Raw genomic sequence first — 18,946 nt, forward strand, 5'->3', positions numbered from 1 at the left:
TACGGAAGCAACTTAGCTTTGCCTAACCTAATTTTTCAACCTGGAGACAGCGGAGACCCCAGGCCCCGGTCGCGCGCCGGTCAGAGGTCCTTGAGCATTGCGCGGATCGCGGCGACCGTCTCGGCCGGGCGCTCGGCGTCGACGCACAGCTCGTTCATCACGTCCCAGTACTGCTGGATCTCGGCGGGCTTGTCGGGGTACAGCGCGCCGCCGAGCTGCTCCAGGTAGACGACGTCGGGAAGCTGCGCGGGCGGCAGCCGCAGGATCGACACCGGCCCGCCCACCGCGGCGTGGCCCCCCGCGCCGAACGGCATCATCTGGATGGTGACGTTCGGCAGCTCGCTCATGCGGATGAGATGGTCGAGCTGGGCGCGCATGGTGGCCGCGCCCCCGAAGGGCCGCCGCAGCACCGCCTCGTCGATCACGGCCCACAGCTTCACCGCGCCCGGCCCGGTGAGGATGCGCTGCCGCAGCATCCGCAGGCGGACGCGGCGTTCCAGCTCGGCGGGGGTCACGCCGCGCCCGACGCCCAGCACCGCCCGCGCGTAGTCCTCGGTCTGCAACAGGCCCGGCACGAACCCCACCTGCCAGGTGCGGATGACGCTCGCGGCCTGCTCCAGCCCGATGTAGGGCTCGAACCACGGGGGCATGACGTCGCTGTAGGCCTGCCACCAGCCGGGTACACCCGCCTGCTCGGCCATGGAGAGAAGCATCTCGCGCTCGGCGTTGTCGGTGACGCCGTACAGGGTCAGAAGGTCGGCGACGTCCCTGAGCTTGAAGCCGGTGCGCCCCAGCTCCAGACGGCAGATCTTGGTGTCGGACGCCCGGATGGCGTAGCCGGCCTTGGCGCGGCTGATGTTCTTGTCCTCGCGCAACCGGCGCAGCCGCGCGCCGACGAGCATCCGGAAGACCGTGGGACCCGCCTGCCTCCGATCCAGAACGTGGTCGCCTTCCAGATCATCTGTGGTCGAAGTGCCGCTCATGCTCCCTCTCCGCAGCGGGGACCGTCACCGCCTGCCGGTGCCCTCAAGCCTCTCACTTCACCGGGCCCCGGAGTACCGGTATCGGTTGTGTTGGTGATCACTGTCGTGCCTCGGGAAAAATTATCCGCCCCCGCTGTCGAGTCGGCCGCCGTCCGTTCGACGCACGGGTGAGACGAGATCGAGGGCCGGGCGGGAGCCCTGCCCGGCAAGGAGGAACGACGATGCGGTTCATGCTGATGATGAAGGGCGACCCCGACTCTGCGGCGGCCGGCGCTCCGCCGCAGGAGCTGCTCGAGGCCATCGCGCGGCACGGCGAGGAGATGGCCAAGGCAGGCGTGGTCCTCGACAGCGGCGGCCTGGCCCCGCTCGTGACGGGGGCGCAGATCAAGGTGGCCAAGGGGAGGGTCAGCGTGATCGACGGGCCCTTCGCCGAGGCCAAGGAGCTGGTCGCCGGGTACGCGATGGTGCGGGTGGGCTCCAAGGAGGAGGCCGTGGAGCTGGCCAGGCGGTTCATGGAGATCCACAGGGAGCACTGGGCGGGCTGGGAAGGCGAGGCGGAGGTCCGCCAGGTGTTCGGCCCGGAGGACGGCGGCCCCGCTCCCGCCTGAGGAGCCCGCGGGCCCGGAAGGCCCGCCGGCGGCCGTACCGCACGCCGGGGCCGCGTCGGGCGGCCCCGGGTGGTGCGGGGTCACGCCTCCCGGACGAGGTGGATCATCGTGCTGGCGTAGTCGCCCGGCCCCATGCCGAGGGGTATCCCGTGGGTGAGCAGGACGGCCCCGTGGTACTCCCGCCCGCTCGCGATGTCCCGGTAGCGCCCCAGCGGGTCGAGGCCGCGCAGCGCGAGCGGGGGCTCGGCCTGCGCGAAGCGGCGTGCCGTACGGAAGGCCAGCACGGCCGTCTGCTCGCCGAGCACGTACTGCACACCGGTGAGGGAGCCGTGCGCGAGGCGGTACTGCAGACCGTGCTGGACGATCGGGCGGATCCGCTTGTAGTCGGCGACCAGCTCGGCCGCCCGCGCGAGCTCGCCGTCGGTCCACTTGTCGAGCGAGCCGCCGACACCCAGCACGCCCGCCATGGCGACGTGGAAGCGGAAGTCGAGCGGCAGCTCGCGCCCGGTGATGGGGTTCGGGCTGTCGGTGACCCAGGCGGCCATCACCCGGGTCGGGTAGAGCTGGGAGAAGCCGTGCTGGATCTCGACGCGGTCGAGGGCGTCGGTGTTGTCGGAGGTCCACACCTGGTCGGTGCGCGAGAGGATGCCGAGGTCGACCCGGCCGCCACCGCTGCTGCACGACTCGAACCGCGCGTGCGGGTGAGCCTCGCGCAGCCGGTCGAGGATCGCGTACAGGGCGCGCACGTGGCCGATCCACAGCCGGTCGTGGTCGTCCGATCCCGGCTGCCCCGCCTCGGTGAACGGCCGGTTCATGTCCCACTTGACGAAGTCGATCGCGTTCTTGGCGAGCAGTTCGTCCAGGGTGCGGTGCAGGTGCTCGGCGACCTCGGGGCGGGCCAGGTTGAGCACGAGCTGGTTGCGGTGCTCGGTACGCCGGCGGTGCGGCTGGTGGATCACCCAGTCGGGGTGGGCCCGGTAGAGCTCACTGTCGGGGTTGACCATCTCGGGCTCCACCCACAGGCCGAACCGCATGCCGAGCTCGTGCACGCGGGCGATGAGCGGCGCCAGGCCCTCGGGGAACCGCGCCGGATTGGGGTACCAGTCGCCGAGGCCCGCCGCGTCGTGGGTCCGGGCGCCGAACCAGCCGTCGTCCATGACGAACAGCTCGACGCCCATCGCCGCCGCCCGCTCGGCCAGCGCGATCTGCCCGTCGAGCGACAGGTCGAAGCCCGTGGCCTCCCAGGAGTTGTACAGGACGGGCCTGAGCTCCCCGGGGTGCGGGAGGACGTGCCGGAGCTGGTAGTCGTGCCAGGCGCGGCTGGCCGCGCCGAACCCGCCTTGGGAGTACATCCCTGCACACACCGGGGTGACCAGCTCGTCCTCCAGGGTGAGGACGACCGGGTCGTGCCCGAACCCGGCGGACAGGGTGACGCGCCCGGTGGGCAGCCGCTGGGCGGTGAGCCTCCAGCTGCCGCTCCAGGCGAGCGCGCAGGAGTACACCGCGCCGTGCTCCTCGGTGGCGGTGCCGTCGTCGATCATGGCCCAGGGGTTGGCGTGGTGGCTGGTCACCCCGCGCCTGCTGGTCAGCACGGTCTCGCCGTACGGCAGCTCCACCCGGGTGAGCTGGGTCTCGGCCCCCCAGCGGCCGTGGACGTGGCCGAGCCGGTAGTCCGCCAGCGGCGGGACGACCCAGGTCGCCGAGTCGGCCCGCGCCAGCGTCACCGGCTCGCCCGCGTTGCGCAGGACCAGGTGGCGTTCGATCACGTCGCCCCGGAGCCGGTAGTGCGACTCGACGGTGAGGGGGTAGTGCCGGTCGGCGAAGGTGAGGACCAGGGTGTCCTCGGTGTGGCTCTCACCGGTGAAGGCGAGCTCCAGGTCGCGGGTGCCGTCGGGGAAGCGCACCTGCAAACCGGCCGCGCCGTAGCGAAGGCCGCCGGCGGCGGCGAGGTCGGCCATGCCTTCGGAGGTGTTCTCGACCGGCCAGAACCCGGGCCGGGGCAGGTCGAGGAGGGAGGCCGCCTGCTCGGCGGTCAGGCGCGGCCCCCAGTGCAGGACCAGGGGGCGGTCCTCCTCGTCGAGCCACAGGACGTACGAGCCGGTGGGGCCGGACAGGACCCACAGCCGCAGCTCGGGCTGGTGGACGATCATGTTGTCCTTTCGTCGGTGCCGGTCCGGGACGGACCTGGACGTGCCGCCGGCGGGCGGCCACCGGCGTCCTCGGCCCGCGTAAGCCGATCAATGGACAGTCTCGCGGAACACCGCGCCCGTGACGAGAGCCGGCGGCGGCAGAGATCCGATCTCTCGTGACCGTCGACGGCGGTCTCTGACCGGTGATCGGCTGACCGACAGCCGTCGCACAGGAGGAAAACGGTTGCCGGATGCCCATCCGAACGCTGACGGCGGTTCCCCTCCCGGTCAGACCGCCCTGTGGGGTCGACGGCACGCGGCGCCCGGGCGGCGAGGCGGGAAAGCGGAGGAAACGCGCGGCCGCCCGGTCCGGCTCGCACCAGTGAACGTTTCACGCCGCCGGACGGCCGGGCGCCGCGCCCCGTACCCGAACGGCCAGATGAGAAGGCTCCCCTCGCGAACCCGCCGCGCCGAGGACGGACGGCCCGTTGACGGAGCCGGTCGCGTGGGGTTGGCTCCGCACCACCACCGCAGCGGAGGAATCCCCTGTGACGCGAACCTTTTGTTAGCGCTAACAGCACTCGTCCGGGCCGCCTCGGCGCCAGGCGCCCCCGGCACACCCGGTCGTCCCGGAAGCCCCGTTCCTCCAGGAGCCGCCCGGTGACGCCGAGGCGTACACGATGACGAAGGAGACACACATGCGCTCACCGTGGCGAACGCGCGCCGGCACCTCGCGCCGGCGGCTCGCGGTCTTCCTGCTCCCCCTCCTGCTGGCCGCGGCGACCGGGCTGGTGAACGCGACCGGCGCGCAGGCGGCCGTCGCCTGCCGCGTCGCCTATACCGTCGCCTCGCAGTGGAGCAACGGCTTCACCGGCGACGTCACCATCAGCAACCTGGGCGACGCCGTGAACGGCTGGCGGCTGAGCTGGGCGTTCGGGGCCGGCCAGCAGATCAGCCAGGCCTGGAACGGCACGTACTCGCAAAGCGGCGCGGCGGTCACGGTCTCCGACGCCGGGTACAACGCCGCGATCCCGGCCGGGGGCAGCGCGTCCTTCGGGTTCAACGCCTCCTGGAGCGGCTCCAACCCGGCGCCGGCCGCCTTCTCGCTCAACGGGGTGCCCTGCACGGGCACTCCCGGCTCCCCCACCCCCACACCCACACCCACACCGACTCCGCCGCCCTCCGGGGACGCCTGGAATCCGCCGGCCAACCTCGTCACCCCGCTCAACCAGGTGTGGCAGCACGTGGAGTCGACCTATCCCAACCTGTACGGGTTCAGGAACTACATCTGGGACCAGATCATGGCGGGGAAGGGCAACATCAACTACTGCGTCCGCTGGGACTCCGGCGCGAGAGTGTCCGCCGCGCTCCGCGACCGTGTCCAGGCCAACCTGGCCCGGCAGTTCAACAAGTGGATCGACCAGCTCCAGGGGTGGAACGGCTGGCCGTACCCCGACGTCAACGTGAAGGTCGTCGGCTGGGCCGTACGCGACCGCGGCCTGCTGGAGTGGACGGACAACTCGGTCGACGTCTACGTGGGCGACATCAACGAGAACGCCCCGCAGTGCGCGCCGCCGTGCGGCCGGTTCTTCCACCAGGACGGCGACTACTCCGGCTGCCCAGGAGGCGCGGCCCACCATTACGACCTGTCGCTGTGGCTCACGGCCGGCATGACCGGAGGCGCCGGCGGCGACTGGGGGGAGCGGATCGGCAGCGAGTACTACGTGGGCGCGCTCGACAGCGAGAACATCCACATCCTCCTGCATGAGATAGGCCACGGCTTCGGCATCGACGACTTCTACGACTGGACGCCGACGGGGGTGTGCTGCTTCATCATGAACGCGGGCAGCGCCACCCAGATCACCGAGTTCGACAAGTGGATGCTGCGCGACTGGTGGCGCCACCTGAAGAACCGTTACGGCTACTGATCCCCCGCGCTCCGGGGCCCCACCGGCCCCGGAGCGCACCGGATGACGGCGATGAAGGTGTTCCCTGGCCGATCTCCAGCGAACGTCAGGGAAGGGCGCCCTGAAAATTTCAGGGTCCGGACCCGGCCGACCGGTCGTCGCCCGGGCTCGACCGCGAGGTCAGGGAGCGGATGCGGAGCGACCGGGCCGGCGGGGCGGACGACCGTCGTTGACGCGGCTCTTCCCGTCCGGTTTGCTCCGCGCACAGCCACCATTCCCGGCACCACCGACGTCCGGCGGAGGATGTTAACGGTAACAACCCACCTGGGCCCGCGCTGCCTCCTCCCCGGCCCGGTCGGCATGACGCCCATTCACATGGGCCATCGAGATGACCAGGAGGACACGTGCGCCTACCGTGGCGAACATCCGCGCCCCGTCCGCCCGCCGCCGGCACGGCCGCCGTACCGCGACCGGCCCGCAGGCGGCTGACGGCGATGCTCGCGGCCCCGCTCCTGCTGCTGGCAGGCATCGGCATGCTGAACGCGCCGGGCGCGCAGGCGGCCGTCGCCTGCCGCGTCGGCTACACCATCACCTCGCAGTGGAACACCGGCTTCACCGCCGCCGTCACCATCGACAACCTGGGCGACGCCGTCAACGGCTGGCGGCTGGCCTGGTCCTTCGGCGCCGGCCAGCAGATCACCCAGGCCTGGAACGGCTCCGCCTCCCAGACCGGCGCGTCGGCCACGGTCTCCGACGCCGGCTACAACGCCGCCATTCCTCCCGGAGGCAGCGTGTCCTTCGGCTTCAACGGCTCCTGGACCGGCTCCAACCCGGCGCCCACCGCCTTCTCCCTCAACGGCGTGCCCTGCACCGGCACGCCGGGGTCCCCCACGCCCACGCCCACTCCCACGCCGACCCCGACGGGAGGGACCGGGACGCTGCCCTCCAGCTTCCGCTGGCACTCCAGCGGCACGCTGATCTCCCCCAGGTCCGACGCCACCCACAACATCGCCGGGATCAAGGACCCCTCGGTGGTCTACTACAACGGCAAGTGGCACGTGTTCGCCAGCACGGCGAACTCCTCCGGGTACAACCTCGTCTACACGAGCTTCACCGACTGGTCGCAGGCCTCCTCCGCCCCCCAGTACTACCTGGACCAGAGCGGCATCGGCACCGGCTACCGGGCGGCCCCGGAGGTCTTCTACTTCGCCCCGCAGAACAAGTGGTACCTGGTGTACCAGACCGGCAACGCGTCGTACTCCACCACCAGCGACATCAGCGACCCCAGGTCCTGGAGCGCGCCCAGGAACTTCTACTCCGGCATGCCGGACATCATCCGGCAGAACATCGGCAACGGCTACTGGGTCGACATGTGGGTCATCTGCGACAACATCAACTGCTACCTGTTCTCCTCCGACGACAACGGCCACCTCTACCGCTCGCAGACCACCGTGGCCGACTTCCCCAACGGCTTCTCCCAGCCGGTGATCGCGCTGCAGGACTCCAACAAGAACAACGTGTTCGAGGCCAGCAACGTCTACAAGGTCAAGGGACAGAACCAGTACCTGTTGATCGTCGAGGCCATCGGCAGCGACGGCCGGCGCTACTTCCGGTCCTGGACCTCCCCCGGCATCGGCGGATCATGGACACCGCTGGCGGCGAGCGAGAGCAACCCCTTCGCCCGGGCGAGCAACGTCACCTTCGACGGCACCCCGTGGACCAAGGACATCAGCCACGGCGAGATGATCCGTGACGGCGACGACCAGACCCTCACCATCAGCCCCTGCAACATCCGCTACCTCTACCAGGGCCTGAACCCCGGCGCGGGCGGCGACTACAACTCCCTGCCCTGGCGCCTGGGCCTGCTCACCCAGACCAACTCCACCTGCTGACAGCACTCCGGGCTCCTGCCGCAGGAGTCCGGAACACAGGCCCTCCCCACGACACCCGGTTCGGGGGCGGACGAGGTTCAGGGTCGGGGGTGCCTGACGGCGGGTTCAGGTGCGGGCGAGGGCTCGGGTGGAGGTTTCGAGGATGTCGCCGAGGGCCGTACGGGCGCGGGTGAGGTCGGTTATGCGGGAGTCCAGGTCGGCCAGCTGGGCTCTGATGTGGTCGAGTACGCAGGCCTGGAGCTCGATGCCCTCGCCGGCGAAGCAGGGCATGAGGTCCCGGATCACCTTGGTGGGGAGCCCGGCGGCGAGCAGGGTGCGGATGCGCGCGACGGTGGCGGGGCTCTCCGGACCGTAGAGGCGGTGGCCGCCCTCGCTGCGTCGGGAGGTGAGCAGCCCCTGGGCCTCGTAGTAACGGAGGAGACGGATGGCCACGCCCGTCTCACGGGACAGCTCCCCGATCTTCACGTGACCCACCCCACAGGGAAGCGACTTGAAACTCACACCGATGTCACATCCTAACGTTCAGCACATGACCACGACATCGATGGCACAAGCGCCCGTTTCCCTCTACGGATTCCTCACCCCCAAGCCCGGGCACGCCGATGAGCTCAGGAAGCTTCTGACGGACCTCGTCGAGCCGTCCCGGGGACACGAGGGCAGCCTTCAGTACCACCTCCACGAGCAGGAGGACGGCCGGTTCTTCCTCTACGAGATCTGGCGGTCGCAGGAGGACCTCGACCGGCACAACGCGACCCCGCTGCTGCGTGCGTTCATGGCCGAACTGCCCCACCACATGGAAGGAACTCCCGAGGCCTACTTCGGCGTGATGAGGAGCCCCTATCCGGCCATCACGGCCTGACCGGCCCGCGACCGGCCCGGCGGTGCCGGCCGCCGGGCCGGGCCGGCCTGTCATGGCTCGCCCGGCGGCCCGTGCTGCTCGGCGCCCTTGCCGTCGTCGGTCACCCCGTCCGGCGGCGGCGCCCCGGTCACGGCATCGACGGCGTGCGCGAGCGGGCCGCGCCGCTGGGCGGCAGGGTGAGGCCGCCTTCTCGCCGTCCGGTGCGGGCCGTCAGGCGACCGAGGCGGGGAACCGCTCCCAGACCCGGTGGGTGGCCATCGACTGCCGCACGTCGGTGAAGACCTCCGTGGCCGAGTCGCCGATGAGCACGCCCGGCGTACCTGTGACCCCGGCGTGCGCGAGCACGGTCGCACCGGCGCCCCAGGCCCCGATCGTCTTGGCGTGCCGCCAGCACTCGTCGATCAGGAGCGTCACGCGCGGGTCCACCACGGCGGAGTCGCCGGCGCCCGCCTTGGCGTCGCGCGCGGGCAGGGCGTCGGGCGCCGGTGCAGGCGCGGCGGCCAGCAGCAGCGCGTCGAACTCGATCGACCGGGCAGTGGCGAAGGTCCGCTGCACCGGCATGTCGCCCAGCATGCCACCGTGCGGGGCGATCAGCAGCGGCACCATGCCGGCGGTGAACACGGCCCTGCGCAGCTCGCGTACGCCGTCGAGGTCGGCGTCGTCGTCCACGACGATGCCGACGACCCGGCCGTCGGCCGGCCACTCCTTGCCGACCTGTGAGAGCGCGGGACTGGGCGCCGGGTCGGCGAGCGGCAGAGCCGGCGCGGGCGCGGGAAGGCCCAGGCCGGTGGCGACCTCCCGGCAGAGGACCGGGTCGATGTTCGCCAGGCACTGGAGCTGACGCTCCTTGATCGCCTGCTCGTAGCACTTGCCCAGCTCGAAGGTGTAGGCGCGGATGATGTGTTCCTTCTCCACCGGCGACATGCTCAGCCAGAACAGGCGGGCCTGGCTGTAGTGGTCGTCGAAGGACACGGGGTTGGCGCGGACCTTGCCGGCCCGGGCGACCTCGACCGGTACGTCGACGAACGCGTTCTCGTCGTCGCCGGCGACGAACGGGTTGCCGCCGTCGAGGGAGTTCGGCCGGTACGGCGCGACCCCGGCGTGGACGGCGTGCTGGTGGAAGCCGTCCCGGAACATGTCGTTCACCGGGCAGTGCGGACGGTTGATCGGGATCTGCGCGAAGTTCGGGCCACCCAGCCGCGTGATCTGGGTGTCGAGGTAGGAGAACAGGCGCGCCTGCAGCAGCGGGTCGTTGGTGACGTCGATGCCCGGCGGCAGGTGCCCTGGGTGGAAGGCGACCTGTTCGACCTCGGCGAAGAAGTTCGTGGGCGTCCGGTTGAGCGTCATCTTCCCGATCGGCCGCACCGGCGCGAGCTCCTCGGGCACGATCTTGGTCGGGTCGAGCAGGTCGATGCCCTCGAAGGTCTCGTCCGGGGTGTCCGGGAACACCTGGATGCCGAGTTCCCATTCGGGGAAGGCGCCGGCCTCGATCGCGTCGTAAAGATCACGGCGGTGGAAGTCGGGGTCCATGCCGCCGAGCATCTGCGCCTCCTCCCAGGTGAGGGAGTGCACGCCGAGCTTGGGCTTCCAGTGGAACTTGGCCAGCACCGTCTCCCCGGCGTCGTTGACCAGGCGGAAGGTGTGAATGCCGAAGCCCTCCATGGTCCGGTAGGAGCGCGGGATCGCGCGGTCGGACATGTTCCACATGGTGTGGTGCTGTGCCTCGGTGTGCAGGGAGACGAAGTCCCAGAACGTGTCGTGCGCGCTCTGCGCCTGCGGGATCTCCCGGTCCGGATGCGGCTTGCCCGCGTGGATGACGTCGGGGAACTTGATGCCGTCCTGGATGAAGAAGACCGGGATGTTGTTGCCGACGAGGTCGAAGTTGCCCTCGTCGGTGTAGAACTTCGTCGCGAAGCCGCGGGTGTCGCGTACCGTGTCGGCCGATCCGCGTGAGCCGAGGACGGTGGAGAACCTCACGAAGACGTCGGTCTTCTTCCCCTTCTTCAGGAAGCCTGCCTTGGTCACGGCCCCGGCGGTGCCGTAGGCCTCGAAGACGCCGTGGGCGCCGGCGCCCCGGGCGTGCACGACGCGCTCGGGGATGCGTTCATGGTCGAAGTGTGTGATCTTCTCGCGCAGGTGGTGGTCCTGCAGCAGGCTCGGACCGCGCTCGCCCGCCTTCAGCGAGTGGTCGGTGTCGCGCAGCCGCGTCCCCTGCGCGGTGGTGAGGTAGGCGCCCTGCTGCCCCTTGGCAGTGGCGGGCGCGCCGGTCTCCGCTCCGGTCGGCGTGACGGTCGCGGGAGCGCCCTGCTCCTTCTTCGGGGGCAGCGGGTCCTGCGGCGTCACCGGCTCCTCGACGGTCGCCGGGGCACTGCCCGGCGAACCGGGGACGTCCGGTGTGAGGAAGTCGGCCACCTTCTCGGCGGCGCTCTCCACGGCGCCCTTGACTGCCTTGGCGGGCTTGCTGGCATCCATACGGCGAACTCCTCCAGAATGTGGGTACGACCAGGTCCGGCGCGCGTACCCACAGGTAGGAGGGCGAAACATCCGGCCGCGCCTCTGGCGCGGCCGACGGGTGACGGGAGACGACGCGGGCAGGCGGGAGCTCGCGGAGAGCGCCGCCGTCAGAGGCGGGTCGCGGCCCGGACGAGCCCGGCGAGGGCCCGGGACCGGCTGTGCGGCGGCCAGGCGATCACCGTCGTCACCGTCGGCGCGTCCAGCACCGGCACGGCGGCGAGGTCGGGGCTCAGATGGGCCCGGCACGACTCCGGCAGGATCGCCGAAGCCCGGCCGAGCGCGATCATCTGAAGCAACTGCGTATTGTCGCGAACCTGCGGGCCGGGGCCCTGCGGGTACGTGCCGTCGCGGCCGGGCCAGCGCGGCATCGGCAGGCCGGGCAGCGCGGTGACGTCGGCCATCCGCAGATGGGCCCTACCGGTGAGCGGGTGCCCGGCCGGCAGGACCACGACCTGCCCCTCCGCGCACAGCTCCTCGGTGTCGAAGCCGACCGTCGAGTCGAACGGCCGGTGCAGCAGTGCCACGTCGGCCCGCCCGTCGCGCAGCAGCCGCTCCTGCTCACCGATCCCGCACAGGAGCACGTCGACGGCGACCGCCCCGGGTTCGGCGGCGTAGGAGTCGAGGAGCTTGGACAGCAGTTCCTTGGAGGCTCCCGCCTTGGTGACGAGGACCAGGCCGGGGTGGCCGGTCGCGGCGAGGGCGGCGCGGCGGGTACGGCGGTCGGCGGCGGCGACCGCGTCGAGGGCCGCCCGGCCCTCACGCAGAAGCACCGACCCGGCCTCGGTCAGCGTGACGGTGCGGCTGGTGCGTTCCAGCAGCGCCACCCCGAGCCGCCGTTCGAGCTGCCGGATCGCCCGTGACAGCGGCGGCTGCGCCATCCCGAGCCGCTGTGCGGCCCGCCCGAAGTGCAGCTCCTCGGCGACGGCGACGAAGTACCGCAGCTCCCGCGTCTCCATGCCGCAACGGTACCCGGGGGACGGTCGGTGCCGGGCCGCCGAAAGCCGGGTGCGGGACGGTGCGCGCCCTGGATCGATACCCGGGAGGTATCACTGCCCACCCAAACGGTGTTGGAGGCCGGGCCGGGGGCGCGGACAGGATGGAACACATGACCGAACAGACGATCGCGCTGGTCACCGGCGCGAACAAGGGGATCGGATACGAGATCGCGGCCGGTCTGGGGGCCCTCGGCTGGAGCGTCGGCGTCGGCGCCCGGGACGAGGAGCGCCGGGAAGCCGCGGTGGAGAAGCTGCGGGCGGCCGGCGTCGACGCGTTCGGCGTGCCGCTCGACGTGACCGACGACGCGAGCGTCGCCGCCGCCGCCGGGCTGGTCCAGGAGCGCGCCGGCCGCCTCGACGTGCTCGTCAACAACGCGGGCGTGACCGGGGGCCTGCCGCAGGAGCCCACCAAGGTCGACCCGGCGGCCGTGCGGGCGGCCGTGGAGACCAACGTGCTCGGCGTCATCCGCGTCACCAACGCGATGCTGCCGCTGCTGCGCCGCTCCGCGTCACCCCGGATCGTGAACATGTCCAGCACCGTCGGCTCCCTCACCCGGCAGAGCGATCCCGCCTCGGAGTTCACCGTCGGCCCGCTGTCCGCCGCGTACGCGCCGTCGAAGACGTTCCTCAACGCCGTCACGATCCAGTACGCCAGGGAACTGCGGGACACCAACATCCTGATCAACGCCGCCTGCCCGGGCTACTGCGCGACCGACCTCAACGGGTACCGCGGCGTCCGTACTCCGGAACAGGGCGCGGCGATCGCGATCCGGCTCGCGACCCTGCCCGACGACGGCCCGACCGGCGGGTTCTTCGAGGACGCGGGGGTGGTGCCCTGGTGACGGACGGACGGCGTGCCTGCCCGGCTCCGGCGCGCACGCCGCGCGGTGGCGCCCTGGTGACGGACGTACGGCGCGCCTGCCCGGCTCCGGCGCGCACGCCGCGCGGTGGCGCCCTGGTGACGGACGTACGGCGCGCCTGCCCGGCTCCGGCGCGCACGCCGCGCGGTGGTGCCCTGGTGACGGACGTACGGCGCGTTTGCCCGGCTTCGGCGCGCACGCCGCGCCGAAGGCGGCCGTCGCCTCCGGGGGGTGCCCACTCGCCGGCCGCGCTCGAGGGCCGCTACTCAGGGTCTTCCGGAACGCGCTGAGGTGGGGGGCCCGCTACTGGGCCGGGGTCACGATCTGGATCAGGTTCCCGCAGGTGTCGTCGAAGACCGCCATGGTCACCGGCCCTGCCGCCAGCGGCTCCTGCGTGAACGTCACCCCCAGCGCGCGCAGCCGCTCGTACTCCGCCTGCACGTCCGCTACCTGGAAGGACGCGGCCGGGATGCCGTCGGCGACCAGCCCCTGCTTGTACGGCTTGACCACCGGGTGCCCGTCCGGCTCAAGCAGCAGCTCCGTGCCCTCGGGGTCCTCGGGTGAGACGACCGTCAGCCACCGGGGTCCACCCAGCGGGATGTCGTGCTTCTTGGCGAAGCCCAGCACCTCGGTGTAGAAGTCGAGGGCCTTCTGCTGGTCGTCCACGAACACGCTGGTGACGTAGATCTTCACGGTGCCTGTCCTTTCCTGTTGACCGGCCACCGTTCGAAGATGGCGGCCAGAGGAGTGGTGTCGAGGTGGTGGAACTTGTACCGCCCCTGCTTGCGCGTCGTGATCAGCCCGGCCTCCTCCAGCACGGCCAGATGCTGGGATACGGCCTGCCGGGTCAGGCTCAGCTGATGGCGACTCGTCAGGCGGACACAGATCTCGAACAGGGTCTGCCCGTCACGCTCGGTCAGCTCGTCGAGAATGGCCCGCCGGGTGGGGTCGGCGAGTGCCTTGAAGACATCGCCCATGCGGCGACACTAGGCAAGTATCCACTTGCCTGTCAACGCGGACCCGCCGCCGCCCCACGTCGCGGGCTCACCCCACCGCCGCACCGATCCCTCGAGGCCGTCCGCCTCGTGCGGCGACGGCCCTAAATGAGTTGATACGGGTCGGACGCGTGCGCCATTTCCGGGAGCGTTGCGGTTCTGCGCGGCGGGGTTGGTCGGACGGCTGCAGATCGGCATGACCGGCCTGGGAACCGTGCTGCTGGTCGCCTCGCTCAGGGGCCGGTACGGGCTGGCGGGCGAGGTGGCCGCCGCGGGGTCGGCTGGATATGCGCTGGTGTCACCGCTGGTCGCCCAGCTCGCCGACCGGTTCGGCCAGGGCCGGGTGCTGCCGCCGCTGATGTTGTTGTACGGGGTGTCAACCGTCGGCCTCATCGCCTGCGCGCACCTGCGCGCGCCGGGCTGGGCGCTGATGGGCCGCAGCGGGCTGGCCGGCGCCGCTACCCCGCAGCTCGGCTCGATGGTGCGGGCTCGGTGGAGCGCGCTACTGGGTGGCTCGCCGTTGCTGCAGGCCGCCTTCTCGCTGGAATCAGTGGCGGACGAGGTGCTCTTCGTGGCCGGGCCGGTGCTGGTCACCTTGCTGGCCACCGAGATCTCCCGGCGTCGGGGCTGGAGGTGGCGGCGGCCACGTGCGTGGCCGGCTCGCTGCTATTGGCCGTGCAGCGTGCCACCGAACCTCCGGCGGGCGCGGCCGGTGCGACGGGCGGCGCGACGGCCGCTGCGGGCGCGACAGCCGTAGGGCGCGGGGTCCGCGGGCCCCTGCTGCCCGCGCGAGGCCTGGTCACGCTGGCACCGGTTGGGCTTGTTCTTCGGCGCGATGCTCGCCGCGATCGACCTGGCCACTGTGGCCTTCGCCCAGGAGCATGGACACAAGCCGCTGGCCGGCCTCATCCTCGGCGGCTACGCCCTGGGCAGCGCGGCCAGCGGCCTGTGGTACGGATCTCGGACCTGGCACGCCTCGCTGCGGCGCCGTTTCACGCTGACCCTGGGCGCGGCCGCGGCGGGAACGGCCACGTTCTGGGCGATGCCCGGGCTGACCGTCCTCGCCGAGGTGATGCTCTGCTCCGGGCTGGCCGTCTCACCGATGCTGATCAGCGCGTTCAGCCTCATCGAGCGGCAGGCGCCACCGAATCGGCAGACCGAGGCCATGGCCTGGCTCACCTCGGCGATCTCGGTCGGCACCGCCGTAGGCTCGGCCGCCGTCGGCCAGATCATCGACACGACCGGCGCCCGCGGGGGATACGCGTCCGCCGCCGCCTTCGCCGCCGCGGCCATGCTCGCCTGCCTGCTCGGGCTCGGCAAGCTCACCGTCCCCCCAGCCCGCCCCGGCCGTGAGGTAAGAGCGGTCACGATTATCGCAGGTCGGGAGCATTCGGGTGATGTGTGAATGGAACGATGCTATTACCCCCAAGGAAAGACTTGCTGTGCCATCGTTGCTACAGCCGGTAGCAACGAGCGGAAGGGGAACACTCCAATGCCCTTCGATGACATCGACAGGATGCGCAAGAACCAACGGGATTACGAGCATCAGCAGAGGGTTCGGAGGATGGGCGAAAAGTCCGACAAGGGGCGCACGCCACCACAGTGGGAGGATATGGGTCCTTTTGGAGTCATAGTCTCAATCGTGGGCATCATAGTTCTCTTGGTCATCATGGCGAGCCACCGGTAAGCGCTGGCCACCAGAGGCCCTTGCAGGAGCCCGTATCGGGCCAACAGAAGAGGGTGGAGCGGGTTCTCTGCTATAGCCCCGGACTCGCGGTTCGTGCGCACCAAACGCCGCGGCGACGAGGGATGCTCACCCAGATCCAGCTATGAGCGGGAGGGTCAAGCGTGGGCTCCCGAAGATCGAGCAGCGGACGGCGTACCCTCTCGGCATGGCTGAACACGGAAAGAGGCAGGTCAGGCAGGAAATGCTCGACGACTGGGCAGGGTCGATCCGCGCATCTCTAGCGCGCATCGAACGGAAGAGCGTCGAAACAGAGCAGATGTCCGCCCCGGAGGTGCTGCGGGAGATCGACCGGCCGGCGCCGTGACAGCGAGGAGCGTCATGGGACGGCGGACAGGCTGCGTTTCCCATGGGGCGCCCCCAGATTGGATAGGGCGCCAGCGCCGAAACCGGCCTGACGCCCTTCGTCGCGGGTGCGGGAGTCGAACCCACCTGCGTCGGCTTTCCCGGTGGTCATGGAGATTGTATCGGCCAATCGTGCCGATGGGCTGGATACGGTTCCGATTCCGGGAAATCCACGAGCGCATCGTGCCGGCGGGGACCCCGAGCCGTTCCGCGGCCTGCGATGGGGTGGCGACCTCCGAAGAGTGGATGTCGGGATCGACTGGGTGTGTCTTCGGGGGTCATGGACACCTCCAAAGAAAACAGAAAGCCCTCCGGATTTCCTCCAAAGGGCACACCTACGGCTGCGGGTATCGCTGCATGCTTGCGGGATCTTGTCCGGTCGGCGCGCGGAACAGCGGCTTTCGCCACTCGCGCGCCGACTTTTCAGCTTCGGATGAACCCGTTCACGACCATCGGCAGTGAGGCGTCCAGCCCCGCCATGTTGAGCACGCCGGCATCGGCCGGCTCTCCGATGGAGTTCCCCACGGCGGTCATCGCGGCCACGACGACACGGGCATCACCGTTGTAGCTGTGCCGGTAGGCGGTGAGTGCCTGCGATGGGTGGGCGCGGCCGGCCCAGGTCTCGTTGTCGGTGAAGACGACGAACCCGTCCACGTCGAGGCGTTCCTGAGCTGCCCACAGGAACGGCAGGGACAGGTTCGTGCCGCCGCCGGACGGGCGCCAGGAGGCGATCTCGCGCAGGTTGGTGCGCGGGGTCACCTTGGAGGCGTGCACGGAGGTGTCGACGTCGATGACGTGGACGTTGCCCTTCTCGATGCGGGCGAGCATGACGGCCATGGCGCAGCCGACCTCGTACGGCGTGCCGAGCGGCGACCCTCCGGACATGACCTGGCCGCCGCCGTAGTGGCTACCGCTCATCGATCCTGAGGAGTCGACAGCGACCAGGAGCCGCTTCCCGGACGGTTCGATAGTGCCGAAGGCGAGCTCGTAGGTCTCCTCCAGGGCGTCGAGGATCGCCGGGACCGGCTTCCAGGTCTGGACGTCGGCCCGCGGGTTGGGCCGGCTGCGTCCCGAGGCGTAGACGCGCATGGCGAGCCACGCGTCCATGGGGTGGATGCGGGCCTTCAGGAGTGCGTTGCCGTCGGTGAGGCGTGCGACAGTGCGGCGGGTGGCGTCGCTCATGGGGTTGATCGTGCCCAGGCGGGTCATGCGGGCGAGGTTGCGGAGCAGGGCCGTCAAGCCGATGGTGTCGACGAGGACGTCCCACACCGCGGCCTCGCGGAGCATGGCGTCGGGGAGGAACTCCCACGGCACCCGGGCCTCGGTCACGACGCGGACCGCCTGGTCGACGGAGGTGACCGCCTTCGCAGTCAGAAACCGGTCCACGGAGGGCAGCTCGTCGCGCGCCTCGTCGTCGGTGACGTTGCCGGCGATCCACCCGAACAGCGTCTTGCGCTGCTCGTTGTCGGCTGCCGGGTGGGCGATCCGGAGCACGTCGCGCAGACTGAACGCCTCACCGCTCGGCGTCTTGCGCTGGGCGGCCTTGCACGCCCGGAACGCGACGTCGTCCGGGCTGCCCTCCAGGAACCACGACCCGAGAGCGGTCCGCAGGCCACGGCCCACGACGGGGGCGGTGCCGCGGCCGGTCGCCTTGCCGCCGAGGTTCTTGTAGTAGCCGAAGAAGCTCGCGAGATGGTCGGTGGTGCGGGCGACCTTCGCGAGCGCGACCTTCGCGGCCTGACGGGTGTCGGCGTCTCCCTTGGCGTACGCCGCGGCGAGAGCGAACAGCGCGGGCCGGTTCTTGGGCGCCCGCGGCGGACGCGCGGTCGAGATGTCGGTGAGCAGAGCGACGACGCGCGGGCCGTCCTCGGCGATCGCCTGGAACAGCACGTCGGCGTTGTCGGCGGTGAGCTTGTCCTCGCCGACGTAGTAGGTGCCGCCCGTGGTGCCGAGGATCAGGAAGTCCTCAAGGCGGGTCCACAGGTCCTTGGCGTACACGTAGCCGCCGGCCGCGTTGCGGACCTGATCGGCCCGGCCGGGGATGCGCTGGGTCTGAGGGGTCGCGATCGTGGATACGAACGCGAGAGGATCACGAGCCATACCGGCCTCCAGGTTCGACCCGCCTTGCGGCGGATGTAAGGGGGTGAGGAGAGCGGATATGGGATCGTCCACCGGCTTTTCACGGTGCTCTGCCACTGAGCTACACGAGGTCGTTGGTCCCCGTGACAAGGATTCGAACCTTGCGACCCCCGGCACCCGAAGCGATAACCGGCGAAACTTCGACCCGCTCTCCCCCGCTGTTCGTCAGCCCTGCCGACGGCACGGATATGGGAGTTCCGACCGGCGTTCAGATGTCCTAGGCCGCTGGACGACGGACCCTCGGAAGGTCCCGGCAGGATTCGAACCCGCGTCACCCGCTTGGAAGGCATAACAGACCGAGATTCGACCCGCGCCACCGGCAGGACCGACGAACGATCAGGTCTGGAACCGGAACGGATATGGGCGCGCCCACCGGCCGTTTGGTGCTCTGCCAACTGAGCTACACAGGCGAACCTGTGGCGGGACTCGAACCCGCGACCGCCCCATTAGAAGTGGATAACCGACGAGCTTCGACCCGTGCCGGCACCAGACCTGACCAGTTCACCGGGCCGGGAGCCGACACGGATGTGGGGACGGCCACCGGCGGCATCGCATTTGAAGAGATAACCGATGTCCTTCGACCCGTGTCCGCTCCAAGCCCGATGAACTGTATGCAACGCTACCGTGCCTGGCGTCGCGGAGACAGCGATTATCGGCGGACGCGGAAATGGTGACACAATCCGCGCCGGCCTTTCATGTCACGCTGCTTTCCGCGCCCGATAGGCCCGCTGTGCCGCCGCCTGAGCGCACGAACGCGAGCAGTACGCCGCGTCCCGCCGAGGGCGGAACGCCCCGGATCCGGTAGACGCCGGGCTCGACGGCCGGGTCATGGGCGCTGTCGGCGGTGGCCGTGCCGGCCAGGCCGGTCATCGCCGCCTCACGCCCGCTGAGGATCACGGTCAGTAACGTCACCTTAAAGCCGTGGAAACCATGCGTGTCTAACGTGACAGGTCCGCTTCGGCTTCGGCTTCGGCTT

At 70.5% G+C, this 18,946-nt stretch carries 17 protein-coding genes; 8 read left to right on the forward strand and 9 right to left on the reverse strand.

Annotated features, from left to right (window positions below):
• Window positions 1-80 precede the first annotated feature (80 nt).
• Window positions 81-983: a Sco1979 family transcriptional regulator gene (locus tag KIK05_RS16800; RefSeq protein WP_214411665.1), complete on the reverse strand. Its 903-nt coding sequence runs from the start codon at window positions 981-983 to the stop codon at window positions 81-83.
• Window positions 984-1,204: 221 nt separating this feature from the next.
• Here KIK05_RS16800 and KIK05_RS16805 point away from each other — a divergent pair, with 221 nt between their 5' ends.
• Window positions 1,205-1,591, forward strand: coding sequence for a YciI family protein (locus tag KIK05_RS16805; protein WP_214411666.1), 387 nt, complete (start codon window positions 1,205-1,207; stop codon window positions 1,589-1,591).
• An 80-nt stretch (window positions 1,592-1,671) separates the two neighbouring features.
• Here KIK05_RS16805 and KIK05_RS16810 read toward each other — a convergent pair whose 3' ends face one another.
• On the reverse strand, window positions 1,672-3,741 hold the full coding sequence (locus tag KIK05_RS16810; RefSeq protein WP_214411667.1) for an alpha-galactosidase: 2,070 nt from the start codon (window positions 3,739-3,741) through the stop codon (window positions 1,672-1,674).
• 677 nt (window positions 3,742-4,418) lie between these two features.
• Between KIK05_RS16810 and KIK05_RS16815 the strand changes: the two genes are divergently transcribed.
• Together KIK05_RS16815 and KIK05_RS16820 are read left to right on the forward strand one after the other, a co-directional pair.
• On the forward strand, window positions 4,419-5,648 hold the full coding sequence (locus KIK05_RS16815) for a cellulose-binding domain-containing protein (RefSeq protein ID WP_214411668.1): 1,230 nt from the start codon (window positions 4,419-4,421) through the stop codon (window positions 5,646-5,648).
• 383 nt (window positions 5,649-6,031) lie between these two features.
• Window positions 6,032-7,519, forward strand: a complete 1,488-nt coding sequence (locus KIK05_RS16820) for a glycoside hydrolase family 62 protein (protein ID WP_308249957.1) — start codon at window positions 6,032-6,034, stop codon at window positions 7,517-7,519.
• Between the two features lie 105 nt (window positions 7,520-7,624).
• Here KIK05_RS16820 and KIK05_RS16825 read toward each other — a convergent pair whose 3' ends face one another.
• Window positions 7,625-7,984 carry a MerR family transcriptional regulator gene (locus KIK05_RS16825; RefSeq protein WP_214411669.1) on the reverse strand — a complete coding sequence of 120 codons (360 nt, stop codon included), beginning with the start codon at window positions 7,982-7,984 and terminating at the stop codon, window positions 7,625-7,627.
• 64 nt (window positions 7,985-8,048) lie between these two features.
• Here KIK05_RS16825 and KIK05_RS16830 point away from each other — a divergent pair, with 64 nt between their 5' ends.
• Window positions 8,049-8,378 carry a putative quinol monooxygenase gene (locus tag KIK05_RS16830; protein WP_214411670.1) on the forward strand — a complete coding sequence of 110 codons (330 nt, stop codon included), beginning with the start codon at window positions 8,049-8,051 and terminating at the stop codon, window positions 8,376-8,378.
• A gap of 210 nt (window positions 8,379-8,588) precedes the next feature.
• On the opposite strand, the gene KIK05_RS16835 is transcribed toward KIK05_RS16830, so the two are convergent.
• A complete protein-coding gene (locus KIK05_RS16835; RefSeq protein WP_214411671.1) occupies window positions 8,589-10,850 on the reverse strand; it encodes a catalase in 2,262 nt (753 codons plus the stop codon).
• A gap of 149 nt (window positions 10,851-10,999) precedes the next feature.
• Window positions 11,000-11,848: a LysR family transcriptional regulator gene (locus tag KIK05_RS16840; RefSeq protein WP_214411672.1), complete on the reverse strand. Its 849-nt coding sequence runs from the start codon at window positions 11,846-11,848 to the stop codon at window positions 11,000-11,002.
• 149 nt (window positions 11,849-11,997) lie between these two features.
• Here KIK05_RS16840 and KIK05_RS16845 point away from each other — a divergent pair, with 149 nt between their 5' ends.
• Complete coding sequence (locus KIK05_RS16845; protein WP_214411673.1) at window positions 11,998-12,729, forward strand: SDR family oxidoreductase; 732 nt, start codon at window positions 11,998-12,000, stop codon at window positions 12,727-12,729.
• 321 nt (window positions 12,730-13,050) lie between these two features.
• On the opposite strand, the gene KIK05_RS16850 is transcribed toward KIK05_RS16845, so the two are convergent.
• Window positions 13,051-13,440 (reverse strand): VOC family protein, encoded by a 390-nt coding sequence (locus tag KIK05_RS16850; protein WP_214411674.1) that lies wholly within the window; start codon window positions 13,438-13,440, stop codon window positions 13,051-13,053.
• Complete coding sequence (locus tag KIK05_RS16855; RefSeq protein ID WP_214411675.1) at window positions 13,437-13,724, reverse strand: ArsR/SmtB family transcription factor; 288 nt, start codon at window positions 13,722-13,724, stop codon at window positions 13,437-13,439. Before KIK05_RS16855 ends, KIK05_RS16850 begins: the two co-directional genes overlap by 4 nt.
• A 214-nt stretch (window positions 13,725-13,938) precedes the next feature.
• On the opposite strand from KIK05_RS16855, the gene KIK05_RS16860 reads away from it, so the two are divergent.
• From KIK05_RS16860 to KIK05_RS16870, 3 genes are all read left to right on the forward strand, one after another.
• The gene (locus KIK05_RS16860; RefSeq protein WP_214411676.1) at window positions 13,939-14,499 is read left to right on the forward strand and encodes a hypothetical protein; all 561 of its coding nucleotides are present in this window, start codon (window positions 13,939-13,941) and stop codon (window positions 14,497-14,499) included.
• A 57-nt stretch (window positions 14,500-14,556) separates the two neighbouring features.
• Window positions 14,557-15,147: an MFS transporter gene (locus KIK05_RS16865; RefSeq protein WP_214411677.1), complete on the forward strand. Its 591-nt coding sequence runs from the start codon at window positions 14,557-14,559 to the stop codon at window positions 15,145-15,147.
• 487 nt (window positions 15,148-15,634) lie between these two features.
• Window positions 15,635-15,793, forward strand: coding sequence for a hypothetical protein (locus KIK05_RS16870; protein ID WP_214411678.1), 159 nt, complete (start codon window positions 15,635-15,637; stop codon window positions 15,791-15,793).
• Between the two features lie 461 nt (window positions 15,794-16,254).
• On the opposite strand, the gene KIK05_RS16875 is transcribed toward KIK05_RS16870, so the two are convergent.
• Both KIK05_RS16875 and KIK05_RS16880 read right to left on the reverse strand, forming a co-directional pair.
• On the reverse strand, window positions 16,255-17,931 hold the full coding sequence (locus KIK05_RS16875) for a TROVE domain-containing protein (protein WP_214411679.1): 1,677 nt from the start codon (window positions 17,929-17,931) through the stop codon (window positions 16,255-16,257).
• Window positions 17,932-18,663: 732 nt separating this feature from the next.
• Window positions 18,664-18,882, reverse strand: a complete 219-nt coding sequence (locus KIK05_RS16880; RefSeq protein ID WP_214411680.1) for a hypothetical protein — start codon at window positions 18,880-18,882, stop codon at window positions 18,664-18,666.
• Window positions 18,883-18,946 lie beyond the last annotated feature (64 nt).

It is taken from the genome of Sphaerisporangium fuscum (assembly GCF_018531465.1).
Lineage (GTDB): Bacteria > Actinomycetota > Actinomycetes > Streptosporangiales > Streptosporangiaceae > Sphaerisporangium > Sphaerisporangium fuscum.

Coding starts and splice junctions, on each gene's coding strand:
- KIK05_RS16800 (WP_214411665.1), bottom strand. CDS start 983: ATGAGCGGCACTTCGACCACAGATGATCTGGAAGGCGACCACGTTCTG.
- KIK05_RS16805 (WP_214411666.1), top strand. CDS start 1,205: ATGCGGTTCATGCTGATGATGAAGGGCGACCCCGACTCTGCGGCGGCC.
- KIK05_RS16810 (WP_214411667.1), bottom strand. CDS start 3,741: ATGATCGTCCACCAGCCCGAGCTGCGGCTGTGGGTCCTGTCCGGCCCC.
- KIK05_RS16815 (WP_214411668.1), top strand. CDS start 4,419: ATGCGCTCACCGTGGCGAACGCGCGCCGGCACCTCGCGCCGGCGGCTC.
- KIK05_RS16830 (WP_214411670.1), top strand. CDS start 8,049: ATGACCACGACATCGATGGCACAAGCGCCCGTTTCCCTCTACGGATTC.
- KIK05_RS16835 (WP_214411671.1), bottom strand. CDS start 10,850: ATGGATGCCAGCAAGCCCGCCAAGGCAGTCAAGGGCGCCGTGGAGAGC.
- KIK05_RS16840 (WP_214411672.1), bottom strand. CDS start 11,848: ATGGAGACGCGGGAGCTGCGGTACTTCGTCGCCGTCGCCGAGGAGCTG.
- KIK05_RS16845 (WP_214411673.1), top strand. CDS start 11,998: ATGACCGAACAGACGATCGCGCTGGTCACCGGCGCGAACAAGGGGATC.
- KIK05_RS16855 (WP_214411675.1), bottom strand. CDS start 13,724: ATGGGCGATGTCTTCAAGGCACTCGCCGACCCCACCCGGCGGGCCATT.
- KIK05_RS16860 (WP_214411676.1), top strand. CDS start 13,939: ATGACCGGCCTGGGAACCGTGCTGCTGGTCGCCTCGCTCAGGGGCCGG.
- KIK05_RS16870 (WP_214411678.1), top strand. CDS start 15,635: ATGGCTGAACACGGAAAGAGGCAGGTCAGGCAGGAAATGCTCGACGAC.
- KIK05_RS16875 (WP_214411679.1), bottom strand. CDS start 17,931: ATGGCTCGTGATCCTCTCGCGTTCGTATCCACGATCGCGACCCCTCAG.